Origin of the sequence: uncultured Oscillibacter sp., from assembly GCF_900544955.1 — a bacterium.
Taxonomy (GTDB): Bacteria; Bacillota; Clostridia; order Oscillospirales; family Oscillospiraceae; genus Oscillibacter.
Genome location: NZ_UQXD01000005.1, coordinates 52,638 through 72,694, shown reverse-complemented (window position 1 = coordinate 72,694; position 20,057 = coordinate 52,638). Strand labels below are relative to the sequence as shown.

Annotated in this window: 8 protein-coding genes and 6 tRNA genes; 12 read left to right on the top strand and 2 right to left on the bottom strand. The window is 65.1% G+C overall.

The features are described from left to right. Positions 1 to 185: 185 nt before the first annotated feature. Positions 186 to 274: transfer RNA gene (locus tag QZS21_RS02465), tRNA-Ser, on the bottom strand. A gap of 131 nt (positions 275 to 405) precedes the next feature. On the opposite strand from QZS21_RS02465, the gene QZS21_RS02460 reads away from it, so the two are divergent. The 7 genes from QZS21_RS02460 to QZS21_RS02430 all read left to right on the top strand — a co-directional run bounded on the left by QZS21_RS02460 (position 406) and on the right by QZS21_RS02430 (position 2,615). Continuing rightward, positions 406 to 1,035, top strand: a complete 630-nt coding sequence (locus QZS21_RS02460) for a gamma-glutamyl-gamma-aminobutyrate hydrolase family protein (protein ID WP_295579811.1) — start codon at positions 406 to 408, stop codon at positions 1,033 to 1,035. 79 nt (positions 1,036 to 1,114) lie between these two features. After that, a tRNA-Gly gene (locus tag QZS21_RS02455) sits at positions 1,115 to 1,189 on the top strand. A gap of 6 nt (positions 1,190 to 1,195) precedes the next feature. After that, positions 1,196 to 1,272: transfer RNA gene (locus QZS21_RS02450), tRNA-Arg, on the top strand. 51 nt (positions 1,273 to 1,323) lie between these two features. Then, positions 1,324 to 1,400, top strand: a tRNA-His gene (locus QZS21_RS02445). A 53-nt stretch (positions 1,401 to 1,453) separates the two neighbouring features. Next, positions 1,454 to 1,528 (top strand) — tRNA-Gln (locus QZS21_RS02440). Between the two features lie 41 nt (positions 1,529 to 1,569). Continuing rightward, positions 1,570 to 1,645 (top strand) — tRNA-Lys (locus QZS21_RS02435). A gap of 217 nt (positions 1,646 to 1,862) precedes the next feature. After that, entirely contained in the window at positions 1,863 to 2,615 is a 753-nt protein-coding gene (locus QZS21_RS02430) for a LytTR family DNA-binding domain-containing protein (RefSeq protein WP_308588947.1), read from the top strand. 42 nt (positions 2,616 to 2,657) lie between these two features. Here QZS21_RS02430 and QZS21_RS02425 read toward each other — a convergent pair whose 3' ends face one another. Beyond that, positions 2,658 to 4,484 carry a sensor histidine kinase gene (locus QZS21_RS02425; RefSeq protein WP_295579809.1) on the bottom strand — a complete coding sequence of 609 codons (1,827 nt, stop codon included), beginning with the start codon at positions 4,482 to 4,484 and terminating at the stop codon, positions 2,658 to 2,660. Between QZS21_RS02425 and QZS21_RS02420 the strand changes: the two genes are divergently transcribed. From QZS21_RS02420 to QZS21_RS02400, 5 genes are all read left to right on the top strand, one after another. Further along, on the top strand, positions 4,470 to 6,557 hold the full coding sequence (locus QZS21_RS02420; protein WP_295579807.1) for a hypothetical protein: 2,088 nt from the start codon (positions 4,470 to 4,472) through the stop codon (positions 6,555 to 6,557). The genes QZS21_RS02425 and QZS21_RS02420 overlap by 15 nt on opposite strands. A gap of 267 nt (positions 6,558 to 6,824) precedes the next feature. After that, the gene (locus tag QZS21_RS02415) at positions 6,825 to 7,559 is read left to right on the top strand and encodes a LytTR family DNA-binding domain-containing protein (protein ID WP_295579805.1); all 735 of its coding nucleotides are present in this window, start codon (positions 6,825 to 6,827) and stop codon (positions 7,557 to 7,559) included. A gap of 17 nt (positions 7,560 to 7,576) precedes the next feature. After that, complete coding sequence (locus QZS21_RS02410; protein ID WP_295579803.1) at positions 7,577 to 8,875, top strand: sensor histidine kinase; 1,299 nt, start codon at positions 7,577 to 7,579, stop codon at positions 8,873 to 8,875. Positions 8,876 to 9,247: 372 nt separating this feature from the next. Continuing rightward, positions 9,248 to 9,523, top strand: a complete 276-nt coding sequence (locus QZS21_RS02405) for a hypothetical protein (RefSeq protein WP_295579801.1) — start codon at positions 9,248 to 9,250, stop codon at positions 9,521 to 9,523. Continuing rightward, positions 9,516 to 19,562, top strand: coding sequence for an S-layer homology domain-containing protein (locus QZS21_RS02400; protein WP_295579799.1), 10,047 nt, complete (start codon positions 9,516 to 9,518; stop codon positions 19,560 to 19,562). The genes QZS21_RS02405 and QZS21_RS02400 overlap by 8 nt, the downstream gene beginning before the upstream one ends. The last annotated feature ends 495 nt before the right edge of the window (positions 19,563 to 20,057 follow it).

Sequence of the window (20,057 nt, the reverse complement as noted above, 5' to 3'; positions counted from 1 at the left end):
CAAGGACCTTCCGGGGATTTCCTCGGAAGGTCCTTGCTGCAGCAGCATAATCCAGTCTATGGTTCCCGTCCTCCTCGGGGCGGAGCCCAGCGGAGCGGGTCAGGCCCGAAGGTTCAGAAATTCCCTGTCCGGCTAAGAAACCTCGCCGTAGTCGGGGATTCGTGCCAAACAGGGAATTTCTGAGCTGGCGGAGACGGTGGGATTCGAACCCACGTGCCCTTGCGGACAACTTGATTTCGAGTCAAGCTCGTTACAACCACTTCGATACGTCTCCGTGTGGAAGGCGCGGTTTCCGCGCTGCCTCCGGGATTCCTTGCCCATTATGCCACAATTTTTTCCCCGTTGCAAGCATGAAATGGTTCCCCGGCGCGTTGGGCGCATAGGATGGAAGCGGGAGGGATGAATATGAAGCCGAAAATCTTGATCTGGGGCGAGGCAGCGCGCTATGAGAACTACCGCCGTGCCCTGCTGGCGGCGGGGGGAGTGCCGTGCTTTGCAGCGACGCTGGAGGCGGAGGACTTTGACGGACTGCTGCTGCCCGGCGGCGGAGATCTGGAGCCCTGGCGCTACGGCCAGGAGAACACCGCCTCCCGGGGGCTGGAGCCGGAGCGGGACGCGGCGGAGCTGGCGCTGCTGGACCGCTTCACCGCGGCGGGAAAGCCGGTGCTGGGCATCTGCCGGGGCATGCAGACCATCAACGTCTACTTCGGGGGCGATCTGCTCCAGGATCTGCCGGGCCACAGCGCGGCGGACGGCATCGACCGGCTCCACGCCGTCCGGACGGCGCCCTCCCGCCTGCGGCGGCTGTACGGGGAGACGGCCATAGTCAACAGCGCCCATCATCAGGCGGCGGGCCGCATGGGAAGCGGACTGCGGGCAGTCCAGTGGGCGCCGGACGGCACGGTGGAGGCGGCGGAGCACGAGGCGCTGCCGGTTTGGGCGGTCCAGTGGCACCCGGAGCGGCTGTGGGGCGGCAGAGGCGGCACCGCCGACGGCCGGCGGCTGATCTCCTGGTTCCTGTCGGAATGTCAGTAAAAAAATTGGGAGAAAATATTGACATCGGGGGTGCAGCGTGGTATTATATCAAAGCTGACGATTTCCACGGAGGGCAAACGCAGGTGTAGCACAATGGTCAGGGCACCAGCCTTCCAAGCTGGGGATGCGAGTTCGATTCTCGTCACCTGCTCCATCATTTGCGCCAGTAGCTCAGCTGGATAGAGCAACTGCCTTCTAAGCAGTAGGCCATGGGTTCGAGTCCCTTCTGGCGTACCAAGCTCTCCTTTTGGGCAAGCGTCGGCAATCGCTCCAGACGGTTTATATGTGGTGGGTGTAGCTCAGTTGGTTAGAGCACCGGATTGTGGTTCCGGGTGTCGTGGGTTCGAGTCCCATCTCCCACCCCAGACAAAAGCAGGGGATCGGGGTTACCCCCGGTCCTCTCTTTTTCCTTCTAGATTGGGGCGTCGCCAAGTGGTAAGGCAAGGGACTTTGACTCCCTCACCCGCTGGTTCGAATCCAGCCGTCCCAGCCAGGAAACAGCGCTCCGCCGGAGCGTTTGCATAGAGCTGTCACGATCCGTTAGCTCAGTCGGCAGAGCAACTGCCTTTTAAGCAGTGGGTCCGGGGTTCGAATCCCCGACGGGTCACCAAGACGCGCAGATACGAGTCCTCACCGCGGTGAGAAATGTATTTGCGTTAAGCGCAGAAACAGAGCCAAACCATTCATGGTTTGGCTCTGTTTTTTATATGATCTGCAAATATAGAGGTTTCCCTCCCGAGTCAGCGGGATAAGGTTGTGAACGGCGGCGATGGGGACGTTCAGGTCAGGAAGCAGATTGCAGTTTATGAAGTGGGTTGGTATACGGAGTGGAGATATGCTATACTAAAACAGTCAGGAAGGGGGTGAGGTGGATTTATCAGGTTGCGATATGCGATGATGTGGCACGGGACCTGGAGGAGGTGGCTGCGGTCACGGCAGCGCTGCTCAGAGAGGCAGGGATGGAACCCGATGTGGAGCGCTTTTGCTCTGCCGCCGAGCTGCTGGCCGCCCGCGTCCGGGGCGCGTCCTGGGACCTCATCCTGTTGGACATCATGATGGACGGACAGGATGGCATCGAGTTGGCCGCGTCCTTGCGCCAAGCCGGGGACGAGACCGACCTCATCTTCATCACCTCCAGCCCGGAATACGCCCTGGCGGGGTACCGGGCCTATCCGGTCAGCTATCTCCTCAAGCCGCTCACCCGGGAGAAGCTCTCACCGGTGCTCTCCCGCTGTTTGGAGCGGCGGCGCAGGCTGCCCGCTCTGGTGCTGGACGCCCTGGAGGGCGGAAAAATCACGCTGCCGCTGGGAGAAATCCGTTTCGTCGAGGTGTTCCGCCGGGAGTTGGCCGTCCACTGTAAGGATGGCCGCGCCCTCTCCTGTGCCGGTCCCCTGCACGCGGTCCTGGCCGAGCTGCCCGCGGAGGACTTTTGCCGCTGCCACCGCAGCTACGTGGTGAACTTAAACCAAGTGAGCGGGGTGCGGAAGTACTGCTTCCTGCTCCGGAACGGCGGGGAGGTCCCCATCGCCATACGGGCCTACCCGGAGGCCCAGGCCCGGTGGCTGGACCATCTGAAATAAAGAAGCGCCGTCCTGATACTGCCAGGACGGCGCTTTTTAACGTTACCCCAGATGGAGGACCGCCCGCAGGGTGAACACGCCGCCGGTCTGGGATACCTCCAGCGCCCCGTCGTACTTCTCCGCCACCCGCCGCATGGCGGGGATGCCCAAGCCGTGGCTGTCCGGGTCGGATTTGGAGGTGGGGAGACGATCAGCCTCCGCCGTGACGGGGAGCGCAGAATTGGCGCAGGTGACGAGGAGCAGCTCCTGCCGGGCCTCCAGAGACAACTGGATAAAACGATCCGCGCTCTCCGGCAGGCGTTCACAGGCTTCCGCCGCGTTGTCCAGAAGGTTTGCCAGGAGGGTACACAGGTCGGCGTCGGCGATGGGCAGCTCCTCCGGCACGCGCACCCGGCACTCCACCCGGACCCCCTTCTCCCTGGCCGGGCCCAGCCGTCCGGCCAGGATGGCGTTGACCAGGAAGTTCTCCGTGTAGTAGAGCTGGGGCAGGGCGTCTTTCTCCGCGCCAAGCTCCGCCAGGTAGGCCCCCAGGCGCAGATAATCCCGGTTGGCGTACAAGGCCTCCAGGGTTTCCACGTGGTGGCGCAGCTCGTGCTTGAGGCTCCGCACCTGGGCGATGGAGGCCCGGGTCTGGGCGGCGCTCTCGGCGGCGAAGCGGTTTTGCAGCTTCACCGACTGGAGTTCGGCGCTCTGGCGCAGGAGCTGGGCGTTGCGGCGGACCATCAGAGCGCCGAACAGAAGGACCAGGGCGAACCCGGCGTACTCGTTCTGCCAGGCGCCGTAAATGGGTTCGAAGGCGTTGGAATCCCCAATTCCGGCCAGCAGGCTCACCCCCAGCACCCCGCAGGCGGAAAGGGTGAAGAAGGACGTCCCACCGGGGCGGTCAGCCAAACCCGCCGCCGCGCAGAGGGCCAGCCAGGCCCAGACGGCCAGTTTGTACCAGTCGATGACCGCACCATAGAAATTGACGAAGCTCCCGGCCTTTGGTATGATGAAGAGGATCGAGCAGAAGCAGAAGAGGCAGAAAAGCGGCGGAATCGGCCGGACGCCGCGCCGATACCAGCTTTTGCGCTCCAGTCCCGCGCACAGCCCCCCCAGCGCCGCCGCCTGGGCCAGCACCAGCAGCCAGGAGACATCTTCCACGGCATACCCGAATGCGGAGTATCCAAAGAGCTGCCAGACGAAGGGATGCAGGCAGTGGACGGCGAAGGCCAGGCAGAGGGTCCCGAAGTGGCGAAAGAGCTTGTCCCGGGCCCGGGAAAACCAGAGGACCAGGGAAAAGACGGCCAGCGTGAGGGCCGTCACGCACAGCGCGGCGTAGACCAGCGTGCGGATCAAAAAGAGCCGGTTCATTACCGCGGGGGTGCCGATGGCGGGCGGATAGGTGAGGCCGCTGTAATAGTGGGAGCGGTTGACGGTGCGCAGCTCCAGCGCCGTGTCACCGCCCACGGGGATGCTCACCATGCCGCCGCTGCCGGTTTGGGCGGCGGGGGTGCCGTTGACGAGCAGGGTGTATTCTGTAAAGATGGGCGGGATCTCCAGCAAAAGCGCGGTGGGCGGTCCGTCATAGCGCAGGGTGAGACGGTAATCCCCTGCCCCGAAAGGGGAGCTGCCCCCAGGCAGAAAGGAGAAGTTGGAGTATTCTCCGATGAACACCTCCTGACCGTTGAGCTTCCAGCCGTCGATGAGGAAAAGGGGCCGCCCCAGGTCGGCCCGGGTGAAGGCCATCACGCCGTCCTCACCGTAGGGCGGACCGGCGGTATACTTGTTGTCGAAGCGGTAAGTCAGCGCCAGGAGCAGCGCAAAAAGGGCCAGGGCCAGAAGCGCCCCGGCTATGGGAAGGAGCCCTTTTTTATGAAAGTCTCTCATCGCTTAGCACTCCTTTCACTGTGCGCGGCGCTTTTGCTGGGCGGCCTGACGCCGGCCCGGGCGGAGGGGGAGCTGCCCCGGGCCCGGGTCTATACGGTGGGGCCCTACGATAAGCTCCCCGGTGTGCGTTTTGACCGGGCGGTAAGCTACGAGGGGTTTCTGGACCGGTGCGGCACCCAGGTGCTGTTCTGGAGCGACCGGGACAGCGACGTCTTTTCCATTGACTGGGACCGGGCGGCCTTCGACGCCGCCGTAGCGGGCGGCGAGACGGAGTTTTCCATGACGGGGGCCTACGCCCTCCCCGACGACTGCGACCCGGCGTTGAGGGCGCTCTGGGACGGCGGCCTGGTTACCATGCCGGAGGCGCCGACCACCACGGTCCGGGTCCGGCCCAGGGAGCTTGTGACCCGCTACGTCCAGGACCCGGAGGCGCTGCCCGCCGTCACGGTGTACCCGGGAACGCCCTTCGACCAGGCGGTGGGGGACTGGGACGTGGTCACGCTGACCCGCGGGGAAGAGGAGCCTACATACGACCCGTCCACCGCAAAATTCTACGTCTCCTGGTCCCGGGAGGCGTACGAGGAGGGCATGGAGGGGGGCGAGAACAGCTTTTCCATCTCCGGGGTGTATGGCGAACCGGTGTGGGATGAGCTGCGCGGCTGGGTCCGGGCGGAGGGCGCGCCCATTCTTACGGTGCAAATCGGGCAGGCGCCCGAAGCGCCGGAGGTCTATTACGACCCCGCTTTCGTCATGGATGGGGTCGGTTCTGCCGACTGCGTTCTCTATGTGACCCCCGACACCGAGTTTGACGAATTGGCGCTGACGGAGGAGGTGTGGCTGCGACTGACGGGCGGGAGCTACCGGGATACAAGGCGTTTCTCCGTCGCATGGAATCAGGAGGACTTCACAGCCGGGCTCGCCTCGGGGGGAGATACCTTTGCGATCCGCGGGGCCTACGCCCACAGCCCCACCTGGCCCGAACCGGAGCAGGGCTGGCTTGGAAGCCGCATCCTTTTGGAGGAGGGTACCCCCGCCCCCCGGGCCACCGTCCGCGTGGTGCGGGAGGAGAAGTATCCCTTCACCGCCGACCTTGTAAATCAGGGCGACCTGGTCCCCCTGTTCCGCTTTCCATGGATCAGCGGCACGGAGGAGGTGGGCTGCGCCTTCTCCCTGGACCTGGAGACATGGTACCAGGATGCCACCGACTTTGATTGGAGCGGGGACCGGGCCACAGGGATGGTGGAATTTACCGTCAGGATTTACGACGACAACTACGACTTGATCCCCATTCCGGCGGACGGTACCGTCTATGTGAAGCTGTCGGTCACCGGCTCCGCCCTGGCGGGGGAGACGGAGATCTATACCCTAAAGCCCTCCGGTGACGGCTGGAGCATGGAGCCCTATGACGACGGCGGCGGCGACCACGGCGGCGGGGGCCAGGGCCAGCACGACCGGCCCGGTAAGGAGGAGCCGGATGACCCGCCGGAAACCCCCGCGGACCCGCCCCCTGCACCGGAGCCGCCGCCGGACGACCTGCCGGACCCGCCATCCGGATCGGACGGTCCTTCCACCCCGAGGCCTATGCCCGCCCCTGCGCCGGAGCCAACCGCCACGCCGGAGACTCTGCCTGTGCCGGAGGCTCCGCCGCCCGGTCCTGCGCCGGAACCCATTCCAGGCACAACCCCGCCGGGGCCCGCTCCATCGGAGGATTTGCCCGCGTTGGAGGTCCAGCCCATTCCGGAGGAGGCCGTCGCTTCTCCGCCCTCCGGCGCCGGAGAAACGGCGGACGATCCCGGCGGCGCCCGGACAGAACCGGCCCCGGAGCCGTCCCACGAACCTGTCCCGCCGCAGGGCACAATCACCGGGGAAAACGCCCCGGCGGCAGCGCCGGAGGACCAGGCGCACAGCCCCGCGCCGGAGCCCATGCCGCAGCCGCCGGCGAGCCCTGTGCCTGCCCCGGACGCACCGGCTCCGGCGCCCCGCATCCCCGGTTTTGCGGCGGCCGGATTGGCCACCGCCGCCGTGCTGTTGTGCGGCGGGCTGTGGTTCTATTGGCGCGGCAAACGAAAATAGCCGCTCCCCGCGCCCCCTCTCCCGTGCGGAGAGGGGGCGCCTTTTTCTGCCTATACGGTATCACGGAAATGCGGGCCCCGTCAACCGTCCGGCGCAACGTTCGTACCGTATATGCGTCGTTGGTGCGGAAACGCCCAAATGGAGCCGTTCCTTTGCTATGATGACATCAGAGTGTGATGCCGAATGTCCCGAAAAAGCTGACGAATATCCTTTCCCGCCGGCAGATAGGTTGGCCCGTGGTAGGATGCAGAGGAAGGAGGGGTGGGGATGCTGCGTATCGCAATCTGCGACGATCTGCCGCCGGAACGGGAGACGCTCGGCCGCTTTTTGCGCGCCTACTTTGCCGCCCATCCCTACGAGTACGTTCTGACGGAGTACGCCCGGGGCGAGACCCTGGTGGACGACTACGAGGACGGCTCCGCCGCATTCGACCTCGTTTTCCTGGACATCTTTCTGGACGGCATCCTGGGAATGGAGTGTGCCCGGCGTGTACGGCGCTTTGCGCCCAGGGTGCCCATCGTCTTTCTCACCACCACCCCGGACTACGCCCTGGAGAGCTACGATGTCCGGGCCTACGGCTATCTGGTCAAACCGCTGGACGGCGAAAAGGCGGCCGCCCTGCTGGGGCGTTTCCTGCGGGAGGAGTATGACGGGCGGCAAAAGACGCTGCTCCTCCGGGAGGGCGGAAAGGGCAGCCGGATTGCCTACCGGGAGATCGAATCCGTGGAGAGCTGCCGCAACGTGCTGCTGGTGCGCCTGGAAAACGGCGAGGAGCACCGGGTCTACGCCCGGCTGGACGAGGTGGAGCGGGAGCTGGAGGACCACGGGTTTCTCCGGTGCCATCAGAGCTACATCGTCAATATGGAGCAGGTGCGCACGGTGGAGGACGACTTTCTGATGGCCTCCGGAGCCCGGGTCCCCATCCGGCGGCGGGGCGGCAAGGCCGTCCGGGACGCCTACTTTGAATATCTGCTGACGCGGGCGGAGCTGACGCGGATCTGAATGAAAGGGGGGGCGCTATGCTGGGCGTCACAGCCGCCACCATCGTGGGGCTTGCTATGCTCTGCTTTTCCATCGGCATGGCCCACATCTTTTACCGCTCCAAGCGAAAGCGGTGGCAGGCCGTCCTGGCCTGGACGCTGGGTACCCTGGCGATGGTGGTGCTGGGCGAGTCGCTGCGGCCCGTGCTGGGCAACCGCTCGGGGCAGTTCACCGGCTTTCTGGCGGTGTTCGTCTACCTCTACCTCTTCGACGTGCCGGTGAAGCAGCGGTTTTTCACCTACTTCATGGTGGACACCGCCATGTACCTCACCGCCCTGCTGGCCCGGTACACGGTGCTGCTGGTCTGCGGATTTTGGCCGGTATTCAACCCGCGGACGGCCTTTGTGATCCTCTATTTCCTGCTCACCGGCGCGGTGGTGTTCCTCTTCCTCCGCTTCCTGCGCACCCCCATCGTGGAGCGACTGGTCCAGTTCGGGGAGCATCTGGGGACCCTCACCGCCTTCGCCTGCACCGGCTACGTGGTGATGCTCCTCCTCTTTGACGCCTGGGCGATTCGGGACGGCCTGCCCCTGGGGGAGTATGTGGTGATGCTGCTCTATGTGGCGGTGCTGGGCTGTGGGTATTACCTCTGCTTTGTCACCATGACGGCGGTGCGGGACAACGCCCTGGCCAAGGCCCAGGTGCAGGAACTCACCGCCCAGGCCAGGCAGGCGGAGCAATACTATGTCACCCTGGCGGGCCATATCCAGGAAATCCGCCAGATGCAGCACGACAGCCGCCACCACCTGCGGGTGCTCAGCGGCTACGCTCGGGACGGGGCCTACGATCAGATGGAGGCCTACCTCTCCACCCTCATCGAGCAGTCTCCGGATGTGGGCGATTTCTTCTACTGCGCCAACTACACGGCCAACATCCTGCTGGGCTTTTATGCCGGGCGGGCCCGCAGCGGCGGCATTGCGTTCCAATGCGATGCCCAGATCCCGGCGGACCTGGACTGCGCCCCCGTGGACCTGTGCGCGGTGCTGGGCAACGCACTGCAAAACGCCCTGGATGCCTGCGCCCTGCAAACCGGCGGGGAGCGGCGGTATATCTCCCTGCTGGCCCGGATGGTGGGGCACAACCTGACGCTGGAGGTCAAAAACAGCTATGACGGCTTGGCCGTGGAGCGGGACGGGCAGTATGTCACCCGGAAGGAGGGCATGGGTCACGGGCTGGGCCTCGCCAGCATCCGGCGGGTGGCGAAGCTGTACCACGGCTACTGCCGCCTCAGCCGCACAGAGCGGGAGTTCACCCTCCGGGTGGTCCTGACGCTGTGACCGTGTAAAGTCGGGAACGCCGCCGTCCGGGATCGGGCGGCGGCGTTTTGCCGAATATCCCGAAAACTGTGCCGTTTATCCTCTCGGACACCGGGGCGGGCGGCGGCGTGATATGGTAAATGGGAATCCATGCCCTCAGCGGACAAAGGGCAACATGGTATTCTGCGGCCAAATGGGCCGCTGGCGGTGTTGTCCTCGTTGCCTTGCCGGAAAAATACTCCCGCGGACCCCAGGCACATCCAAACCGTGGGATGGCAAGGCCGCAGCCCGCCGGCTTGCTGTCGCAAGGCCAGGGCGCGGCTTTGATGTGTCTGGGGCGTGCTGCCCTTTGTCCGCTGAGGGTATCATTGGTGGAAAAAGGAGCGTGAGGTCATGACAGGGAATACGGGCCACGGCGCCATAATCGGCGTCACTGACGAGGGCTATCCCCTCGTAACGGAGGGATACAGCTGTCCCCACTGGGTGGGGTCGGGCGGAGGGCTCTCCTCCATCCGGGAGTGCTGGTACTGCAAGTACGCGGACTTTCGAAAACGGACGGATCTGGCAATGACGCAAAGCGTGTGCCGCTGCCCGGCCAACCGGCGGGAGATTTTACATGGCAGCGCCAATGAGGAACCAAAGGAGCAAGGAGGAACACAACATGCTTGAACGATGGTGCGGAAAACTTGTTGCGTTGGGCAAGGCGCATCCCAATCTGCGCCGGCCGCTGGCGGCGCTGATGCACGGCGGTGCGGCGGTGCGGGACGGGGCCAAGGTCCTGGCGCACCGGCTGATCCCCGCGGGGAAGCGCCTGGGAGCGGGGCTTTCCATGGCCTGCCGCGAGGCGGCGGCACATTGGAAGGAGACCGGCGGAGCAATCGCCGGCGGCTCTCGCCGGTTTTATCGGTCATACAGGGAGCATTTGAGGCCCCTGGTCAAGACCAGGGGCCGTGAGGTATTCCATACCTCACGGCAATGGTGTCTGAACCACCTCCAAGCGGCGCTCGCCTGGGGAGGGGAGCTGGGCGGCAGTCTGGCCCGCCGCGCCGCCCATGGAGCGGGTGGGGTGGCACAGTCCCTGCGGCGCAGGGCGCCCCGGCGGGCCGTGGCCATGGCGCTGGCGCTGTGCATGACGCTCTCCCTGCTGCCCGTGAGCGCCCTGGGCGCGGAGGCGCAGGGCTGCGATCATGTCCACGACGAGCGCTGCGGCTACGTGGAGGCCCCCTGCGATCAGGGCTGCACGGATACCGACGGCGACGGCGTCGCCGACCATGCCCCCGGCTGCGCGGCGGAGGGCCGGCCCTGCCGGCATGAATTGGGCGAACACGATGAGAGCTGCGGCTATCGGGAGGCCGTGGAGGGCGCTCCCTGCGCACACACCGAACACGACGAGCGCTGCGGCTACGTAGAGGCCGCGGCGGGCTCCCCCTGCACCCATGCGCACGACGAGACCTGCGGCGGCCTGGCAGACACGCCGGACGGCGCCGATGCGCCGTCGGAGCAGACGGAATGCCCCTGCGCAGCGGAGCCGGATGCAGACGGCGTGACGGCGCACCGCCCGGACTGCCCGCTGTATACCGCGCCGGAGGTGCAGGAGACCTTTGCGATCACCGCCCTGGAGGGCGGGCCGGAGGCTGTCCTGACCGCCGTGGAGGGGCAGACGGATGCCCTGGCGCTGCCCGATACCATCTCGGGCGTCTGCGCCCCGGGTGAGACGCCTTCCGCCGATCCGGACGGGAGCGGCGGGGCCTACGGCGCCGTGGATATCCCCGTCACCTGGAGCGGCCTGCCCAATCCGGCGGTCAAGGGGGAATACACCCTCGCCGCCGCATTCGATCTGCCCGACGGCTATGTTCTGGCGGACGGCGTGGCGGCCCCCATCGTGGCGCTGACCCTCACCGCCGACCCGGACGTGGAGGCGGCGCGGGAGCTCCTGGCCGCCCTGCCCGCCCCGGCGGAGGTGGCGGCGCTGATGGCGAAGGAAGACCCCACGGAGGAGGAGTACGCCCTCATGGACCGCTGGGCGGAGGATGCCCAGGCGGCTGCCGACGCCTACGGCGCGCTGACCGCCGGCCAGCAGTCCCTCCTGCCCGGCGCCCAGGCGGCCCTTGACGCCCTGTTGTCCGCCTTCCGGGGGAATGCCGTGACGCTGGCCACGCAAGCGACAGAGGGTGTGGATTATACGATAAGCGGTACCCATGTAAATGTGATGACCGAGGCCGGTCTTCGGTGGGCGCTGGAGAACACCGCCTTCTATACCATTAACGTTACGAAGAATATAACATTTTCCTCAACTATCCAGTCAACGGATTACACCACCCCAGGCAACGACCTCACCTTCACACTGAACCTGAGTGGTAATACGCTGACCTATACCGGGTCGGGGACTGGACTGGATATATATCTGAGCCTGAGAACGGGCAGCACGGACAGGGTGACCTTTTGCGTGACAAACGGCACCATCACGTCGAGCAGCAGGGACGGCGCCGCGCTGAGGGTCACGGAGAAAGGCACCTTGGTGCTCAGCGACGTCAAAATCCGTTCGACAGGCGGCGGCGAAAGGTCCATCGCCCTCTACACAGGGGCGAAGGAGGGGACGAAGCTGAACAGCGGGGCCACGGTGTCCGCCACCGGCGGAGGCACCGCGATCCAGCATGACACCGACGTTGCAACACTCTCTCTGGCGAGCGGCAGCAAGGTGACCTCCGAGAGCGGCACCGGCATCCTGTTATCGCTTGGCGCGGTCGATATTTCCGGCGGCTCCGTCACCACCGTGGGCGGCACGGCCGTTAAGATAAACGCGACCTGGGCTTACGCGACACCCCTCACCCTGAAGAGCGGCACGGTATCCGCCGCCACCGGCACGGCCATCCATGCCGGCGCGTATAGCGTGGTGGACCTCCAGGGCGGCACGGTGTCCGCCACCACGGGCACGGCCATCCGCATAACGGATAACACGACGATCCCCATTGCCGCCGGCAGCGGGGAAGAGTACATAAAAAGCGTCGTCTTTGTCAAGAGCGGCGCAATGGTCACCAGCGCGAACACCGGCAACGGCACGGACCCGTCGGGTACCATCTATGTCCCCAAGCTGACAGGAACTTTTAGAACGGCGGTCTCCGTCGAGGGGGGCACGGTGCAGAATACCGCGGCCCTGGCGGGCACCCCGGACGGCAAGGGCTGGGCGCTGTACTTCGGCGCCAGAGAGGTCACGACGGAAAACAAAGAGACATACTACAGCAAGACGAGCGGTACCCTGGGCGGCGTGTACGCCCGGACGCCGGTATACGTGGCGCAGGTCGGAGCGGAGAAATACGAGTCGCTCTCGAGCGCGATAAACGCGGCAAAAGGCCAGGCCGTCGTTGTTTTGCAGGACCACACGATGGATACGCCATGCGCACCGTATGCCAATGACGTCACCATCGACCTGGACGGGTACACCGTCACGTGGGCCACCGCCAGCAAGTACGGCATTTCGCACGACGGCACGGGCGGGCTGACCATCATGAGCAGCAAGGCCGGTGGCGTGCTCCAGAGCACCGCCGGCAGCGGCATGATCCAAAGCGCCGCGGGCACGGTGACGGTCAAAGAAAACGCGACGGTCACGAGTGACACGAGCAGTGCATCCGGCGGCACGATTTGCTTCTCCGGGGCGGGCACGAATACGGGCACGCCCCGCCTGACCGTGGAGACGGGCGGCGGGGTGACGAACACCGGGACGCGCTCCGACACGCCGGACGGCAAGGGCTGGGCGTTGTATCTCAGCGCGGCTACGGGCGCGACGGCGCAGGACGTCGCCGGATATTACACGGTGCAGCCGGGCGGAACGCTGGGCAGCGTCTATCCCACGCCGGGTTACATCGCCACAGTGGACCTGCAAAAGGACGACAAGGTGTGGGCGGACAGCGGCAAGACGCTGGCCCTGTACAAGAACGGCGAGAAAAAGTACGACCTCGCCGGCAGCGGCTCAACCTTCACCGCAAGCGTGGTCAGCGGAACATACGACGTGTATTTTGACGGCAGGCCCACCGGTCTCCAGGTGACGAACGAGACGCCCGTCACGGTGGACTGCTATACCGTGGCCTACAGCGCCGGCGCGGGGGAGCTTCTCCCGGGCGCGAGCCTGCCGGCGGCGGACGTGGTGTTGAAAGGGGGCGACCACACCGTCAGCACCCAATATCCCGTCACGCGCCCGGGCCACACCCAAACCGGCTGGAGCCAGAGCGGCATCCTCTCCAACGTCACCGCCCCCGTGGAGCTTACGCCGGTGTGGAAGCTGAACGCCGCCGGGGTGTCCGTCTCCGCGACCTATGGGGGCGCTTCCGCCAACGGGGCGGTCTACAACGGGGGTGATCTGACGTTCGCCGCCGCCGTCACCCCGCCCCTTTCGACAGGCGTGACGGTCAGCTACCAGTGGTATGACGGACCGGACCAGATCGCGGGCGCGATGGGAAGCACCTATACCATCTCCCAGGCCGATGCGGGGGCATACGGGCCGTACCGCTGCGTTGTGACCTGCTCCTTGGACGGGCTCACCAGCACGGCGGAGGCATCCTCGCCGACCGTCACCATCCAGCCAAAGACAGAGAACGTGACCATAGCCGTCACGCTGGGCGGCGCGCTGACCTACAACGGCACTTTGCAGACCCAGACGATCGAAAAGGTGACGGCGGACGGTGCGGAGATCCCCGCGGGGAGCTATCAAGCCACCGGCAACACAGGCATGAACGCCGGCACGGACTACTCCCTGACCGTAACCATCATCGCCGGAAACTACAAGGGCGCCGCCGCAAGTGTCCGGTGGAGCATCGAAAAAGCCGTGCCCACGGCGGGCGACTTCCTCTTTACGCGGCCCGGCGATCTGACATACAGCGGCGCGGAAAAAACCGCCTCGGTATCTGTCGGGAACGGCGTAATGGGCATGGGGGAGATCACGGCGGTCCGCGGCGCGGCGCAGACGGACGTGGGCACCGCCACCATCTCGATCGACGTGGCGGAGGGGACCAACTATCAGGCCGTCAATAACCTGACGGACGGCGGGTGGACCTTCGCCATCACCCCCAAGGCGTATGGCGACGGCACGGGCTTCACCGTAGAGACGATTGCCGACCAGCCCTTTACGGGGGCGGCGATTACTCCCGAGCCCGTCATCCAATTCGGCGGGAAAGCCCTTGTAAAAGGGACGGACTTCGAGGAAACGCTGACTTACGAAAACAATGTGAACGTGGGGAACAAGGCCGCCAGCGTGACCGTGACGTTCAAAGGGAACTATTCGGGCACGGCCGCCGTGCCGTTCTCCATTTACTACCGCACTCTGCCCACGGACATCGGCAACGACACGATCTTCACCCTATCCGGCGCGGAGCTGATGGAGTGGCACAAGGATGACATTGTGCTGGCCGCCAAGGACGGTTGGACGGTGGGAACCGATGCCGCCGGTCTGGGCACCTCCGTCACCCTCTCCATCGAGAGCACCAAGGTGAATGGAACCATCGTCCCCAGCCATGCGGCGCTGTTCGTCAGGGACGGCGAGGGGCACATCTACCAGACCGCCGTAGACTATCTGCTGGATCAGACCATGCCGGTCATCGTGGTGGACGGCATGGACGCGGAGGGCGTCAACAAAATCTGGGACAGCGAAAAGACCATCGCCATTCATATCACCGACGCCCTTTCCGGCGTGCGGTATCTGAACATCGTGGGACAGGATTACACCTCCATGGTGGAGTACGGCGACCCGAGTATGGACCCGAGCTACCGGCCCATCCCCGACGACGGCACCATCACCTACACCGTCAAGGCCAACGACGTGTATACCATCACGGCCTATGACAATGCCGGGAACCAGCCCCTCTGGAACGGAGAGCTGCCCACCTTCGTGGTGGAGAAGATCGACGGGGAGAAGCCCACCGCCGCCTTTGGGGAGATCACGGGCGCCCTGGGTCAAAACGGCTGGTTCACCGGCACTGTCACCGTCAACGTGCGCGCGGAGGACCCGGAGACCATCCCCGATGATCCGGACACGATTGCCATCAACGAATCCAACAAGTCGGGCGTCGCCAAGTGGGAATACTCCCTGGACGGCGGGAAGAACTGGACGGAGATGGCGGCGGATGCCACCAGCTTCCCCGTTGACGCAAGCGGCGACTACACCGACCTGCTGCAGCTCCGGGCCACCGACCACGCGGGCAACGTCTCCGAAACCGCCACCGCCTCGGCGAAGCTGGACAAGACGAAACCAACCATTGAAAGCGTGGCGGGCAACCCCATGGCCTGGACCCAAGGCCCCGCCGCCATCACCTTCACCGCCGCCGACACGCCCTCCGGCGTTGCCGCCGTCACGGTGAGCTGTGACGACGGGCAGGGCGTGACCTACACCAACGGCGGTTTTACCGCCGACCGCAACGGCACATATACCATCACCGTCACGGACCACGCGGGCAATACGGACACGAAGACCGTGGCCGTCACGAAGCTCGACCCGTATATCCCTGCGAAGCCCATTGTCACTGGCTACACCTCGGGCGTTTGGGTCAAGGAGACCATTTCCTTCTCCCTCTCCACCACCGACACCGTCCCCAGCGGGACGAAATTCCAGGTCAAGGCGGGGGACGCCGCCTGGGCCGACGTGAGCGGCAGCACCTACACGGTCACGGAGAACACGGACGGGGTGATCTATTCCTTCCGCGCCATCTCCGGCGCGGGCACTGCCGGCGAGACCGCGGACTTCACCGTGAAGCTGGATAAGACCGTCCCCGTGGTCAGCCTGGACGTTCAGGCGGGCGGCGCGGCTTACGACGGCACAACCTTCACGGCACACGATGTGGTCATCACCTCCGGCAACACTGCGGAAAACATCTCCGGCGTCACCTATTACTACCGGAAAACCGGGGATGCGGACTGGACGGAGCTGGCGGGAAACGCCCTCACCGTGAACTACAACTGTGACACCGCCTTCACCTTCAAGGCCGTCTCCGGTGCGTGGGCGGATTCCTCCAATCAGCCCACGGCCCGGGTCAAGCGCAGCGCCATGAACGACGAAGAACTGGCCGGGACCGCATATGGGGAGGGCGACTTCACCGTTTCCCCCGCCCCCAATGGGGACGGCTGGTATAATGAGCCCCCAACCGTCACCGTGACGCCCAAGGAGACTGTAGGCGAAGGCGGCCTCCCTGCCACCACCTACTACGAGCTCTACAAGTCCCCTGCCAGCAGCGGTACCAAGGCCAAACTCACCACCCCGTGGCAGATCAAGCCCGACAGCGACGGCATCTGGACGCTGGACATCTGGACGGAGGATGAGGCGGGGAATCACACCAAGGCCTACCGTATCACCATTCGGGTGGATACCGCCGCACCCACCATCCGCGACGTGGCGGGCGTCCCGGCGGCCTGGACCGAGAAAAGTGCCGCCATTACCTTCACCGCCGCCGATGCGACCTCGGGGGTGAAGGGCGTCACCGTCAGCGGCGGAAGCTATGCGGCGGAAACGGTTCTGACCGGGACCGAAGGTGCTTACACCTTCACCGCCGACCGCAACGGACCCTATACCATCACCGTCACGGACCACGCGGGCAACAGCGCCACCGAGACCGTGGCCGTCACGAAAATCGACAAGGCCGCCCCGGTTGTGAGCTGGGCCGCCGCCACCGCTGCGCTCAATCCCAACAAGTGGTACGGCAGGACGTCCCTCACCGCCGCGGCCACCGACGACAGCGGCGAAACGCCCGCCATTACCCTGATCTCCGGCGGAAAACCCTACGAGAACGGCTATACCCTCTCTGCCACCGGCAGCTACACCTTCACGGCCGCCGCAAAGGACGGTGCGGGCAACGTGGGCCGCAGCGCGGCCCTGACCGTCCGCATCGAGACAGCCATCGACGACTTCGCAGCGATGATGGATGCGCTGGACGGCGGTTCCAGCTATCAGGATATTCTGGACGCCAAAACCTGGCACGACGGCCAGAGCCAGACCGTCAAGGACCGCTTCTCCAAGAGCGACGACGCCCAGGCGGCCTATGAAAAGCTGATGGGCCTGCTCCGGGAGAAGGCGCAGGAGGCCGCGGGCGGCGTGACGGACGCCATCCGGAACGCCGATACCATTGAGGAGATCGAACAGGCGGCCAAGGACTACGATGCCCTGCCAGACGAGGCCAAGGCCAAAGTGCCCGGCGACGCAAAGGAGGAACTGGCACAGAAGAAGCAGGACGCCGAGGCGGCCCGGAAGGTCATTGAGCAGCTGGCCGATGCCGACCGGGATCAGAACGGCAAGGACCCCGGCGGCTCCTATGAGGAAAAGAAGGCCGCCCAGGAGGCCTACAACAAGCTGACGGAGGATCAAAAGGCCCTGGTGGATCAGGCGGCTTCCGCCGTGGCGGACAAGAACAGCATCGACGCCGACCTCTCCGGCATCGACCGTGTGCTGGACCTGCCGGGGAAGATCAAAAAGCCTTACACCCCCGCGACGAAGGATCAAATCAAGGCCGCCGAGGATGCCTACGACGCCCTGACCCAGAAGCAGAAAGACGCCTTCCCCAAGGCCGACAAGGCCAAGCTGGACGCGCTGGAGACCATGCGTGAGCACGCCCAGGCTGTGGAGGACAGGATCAAGAACCTGGGCGAGGATGCGACATTGGAGCAGCTTACCGGGGCCAAGGGGGCCTACGATTCCCTCACCGCCGACGAGAGGGCCATGGTGGACGGGGCGGACGAGTTGAATCGGCAGTATCAGGCCAAGCTGGACCAGATGAGCGCCGACGAAAAAGCCGCCGCCGAATTCGCCGCCAAGGTGGAGGCGGTCAAACAGTCTCCCACCGTGGAGAAGATTGAGCAGCTTATCAAGGATCACGACGCCCTGAGCGACGCGGCCAAGGGCAAGCTGACCGACCAGACCAAGCAGGACTACCAGGACCTGATGGATGACCGGAACAAGGCCAAGGAGGTCATCGACAAGCTGGACGGCATCCATGTGGGGAACCTGACGCCGGGTGATATGGACGACGTGAAGGATGCCCTCGGCAAATATGACAAGCTGGACGAGGGCCAGAAACAGCTGGTGGACGAGGCCACGGGCGGTAAGCCGGGTGTTCTGGATGAGGCGGTCAAGGGCGCGGAGGATGCCACAGGCAAGATTGAGGGCATTCCCGACCACGGAAATAGCAGCACCACAACCCTCCCCGGTGGGGACACCGTTCCCAACCTCGGTGACTGCGAGAACGACGGCAACGCCGGCGCGGGCAACACCGGCACCGGCGGCCATACCTACGAGGAGCACAAGGCCGCCATCGAGGAGGCGAAGATCGCCTACGAAAAGCTCACCGACGCCGGGCGCAAGCTCATCAGCGACGCGGCCAAGGAGAAGCTGAACCGGGAGTATGCCGCCCTCATGTCCTATTTGGAGTACATCCACACCGCAAGGACCGCCGCCACCAACGTGGAGGTTGCGGGCCTGGCGGAAAAGGTGGAACTGCCGACCGAGAGCACCGGCGCGCCCAAGACTGTGATCTCCGTGGTCATGGCCGACAGCAGGCCCGAGACCATGCCTCCCGTCCCCGCCGGAAAAACCGAGGCCCTGAGCGTGGATATCAAGCTGGTGGCGAGCATCTATGAGGACCCCGATGCCACAGCCACCGACACGCCTATTGCCCAGGAGCTGGTACAGCCCAAGGCGGGCGAGGCGGTGCTGGTGAAGCTGAGGGTGCCCTCCGGCTACCGGAACGATACCCTGGAACTCTGGCACATCAAGGACAACGGCGGCCGCAGCCGCGTGGAGGACTTCTGGTTGGTGACCGAGTCCGACGGCACGTACGCCGTGTTTGAGGTCAATTCCTTCAGCCACTTCGTGTTCTTCGCGGAAAAGGAGAGCACGGGTGGCGGCGGTGGCGGCACTGTGACGTCGCCTGCGCCGAAGCCGGACGTCACAGACAGCGACCACGGCTCGGCAACCATCTCTCCCCAGCAGCCAAGACCCGGCACGACGGTCACCATCCGGCCCGAGCCGGACGAGGGCTATGTGGTCGATGAGGTGGTCGTCACCGACCGAAACGGCAAGGAGATTTCCGTTAAGGACAGGGGAGACGGCACCTGGTCTTACACCCAGCCCAATGGGAAAGTGACCGTCACCGTGACCTTCAAGCCCCAGCCGCAGGCGGCCGATTGGCCCTTCGCCGATGTGAAGCCGGGCGACTGGTTTTACGAAAGCGTGAGGCACGTTTATGAGCGGGGCCTGATGAACGGGACCACAAGCGACAGATTCAGCCCCTATCTGAACACCAGCCGCGGCATGATCGTCACCATCCTCTGGCGGCTGGAGGGCGAGCCGGAGCCCGCGACCGCAAATCCCTTCCCCGACGTAGCGGCAGACGCCTACTGCGCGAAAGCCGTCGCCTGGGGCGCTGAGAACGGCATCGTCAAGGGCTACGGCGATGGAAACTTCGGTCCAAACGGACCCATCACCCGGGAACAACTGGCGGCGATCCTCTACCGCTTCGCCCAATTCAAAAACGCGGACGTGAGCGCAAGCGGTACGCTTTCCGCCTTCACCGACGCGGCGGAGGTTTCCGGCTACGCACAGGAGGCCGTGAAGTGGGCTGTGGACAGCGGCATCATCACCGGCAAGGCCAACCGCGTCCTCGATCCCACCGGCAAGGCCACCCGCGCGGAGGCCGCGGTCATGCTCCAGCGATTCAACGAGATGAACACCCGGTAAGCACAGCGCAGCAGGGGCGGCCTCTTATGAGGCCGCCCCTGCATGTATGCCCGGATAAGGGAGGAAAATCCTGCGGAGAAAACACGGCTGAGGATGGACGGTGATTTTCAGCGGGCATTGGAGCGGACGTCAGGCGTTCCCGCGGGAAAGAACCTTCGGCACGCCTATGGCTCTGCGGGACGCCTTCAAGCTGGCGGCGCAACACCGGCTCTCCGGCACGGTTCCAAGACGTTCCGCCGTGGATTCCGCCGACGGCTAGAAGTTTCCGCCGATCGGCGAGCGGCGCGGCCAATGCCGATCAGTATGATCCACACGGTGCGTGAGGAGGAGCGGACGCCCGCCTGCGATACGGGCGCCGACTTTGCATCGACGCCCCGGCCCATACCAAGGAGCCGGCGGCGGGAATCCGCACCCCGCTCAGAAAATATTCCACGCTTGACGGAATGGCGCAGCTTTAGAATACCGGCATGGGGCGCCGGACCTGGACCCGCAGCA

Coding starts and splice junctions, on each gene's coding strand:
- QZS21_RS02410 (WP_295579803.1), top strand. CDS start 7,577: ATGCTGGGCGTCACAGCCGCCACCATCGTGGGGCTTGCTATGCTCTGC.
- QZS21_RS02460 (WP_295579811.1), top strand. CDS start 406: ATGAAGCCGAAAATCTTGATCTGGGGCGAGGCAGCGCGCTATGAGAAC.
- QZS21_RS02415 (WP_295579805.1), top strand. CDS start 6,825: ATGCTGCGTATCGCAATCTGCGACGATCTGCCGCCGGAACGGGAGACG.
- QZS21_RS02420 (WP_295579807.1), top strand. CDS start 4,470: ATGAAAGTCTCTCATCGCTTAGCACTCCTTTCACTGTGCGCGGCGCTT.
- QZS21_RS02405 (WP_295579801.1), top strand. CDS start 9,248: ATGACAGGGAATACGGGCCACGGCGCCATAATCGGCGTCACTGACGAG.
- QZS21_RS02425 (WP_295579809.1), bottom strand. CDS start 4,484: ATGAGAGACTTTCATAAAAAAGGGCTCCTTCCCATAGCCGGGGCGCTT.
- QZS21_RS02400 (WP_295579799.1), top strand. CDS start 9,516: ATGCTTGAACGATGGTGCGGAAAACTTGTTGCGTTGGGCAAGGCGCAT.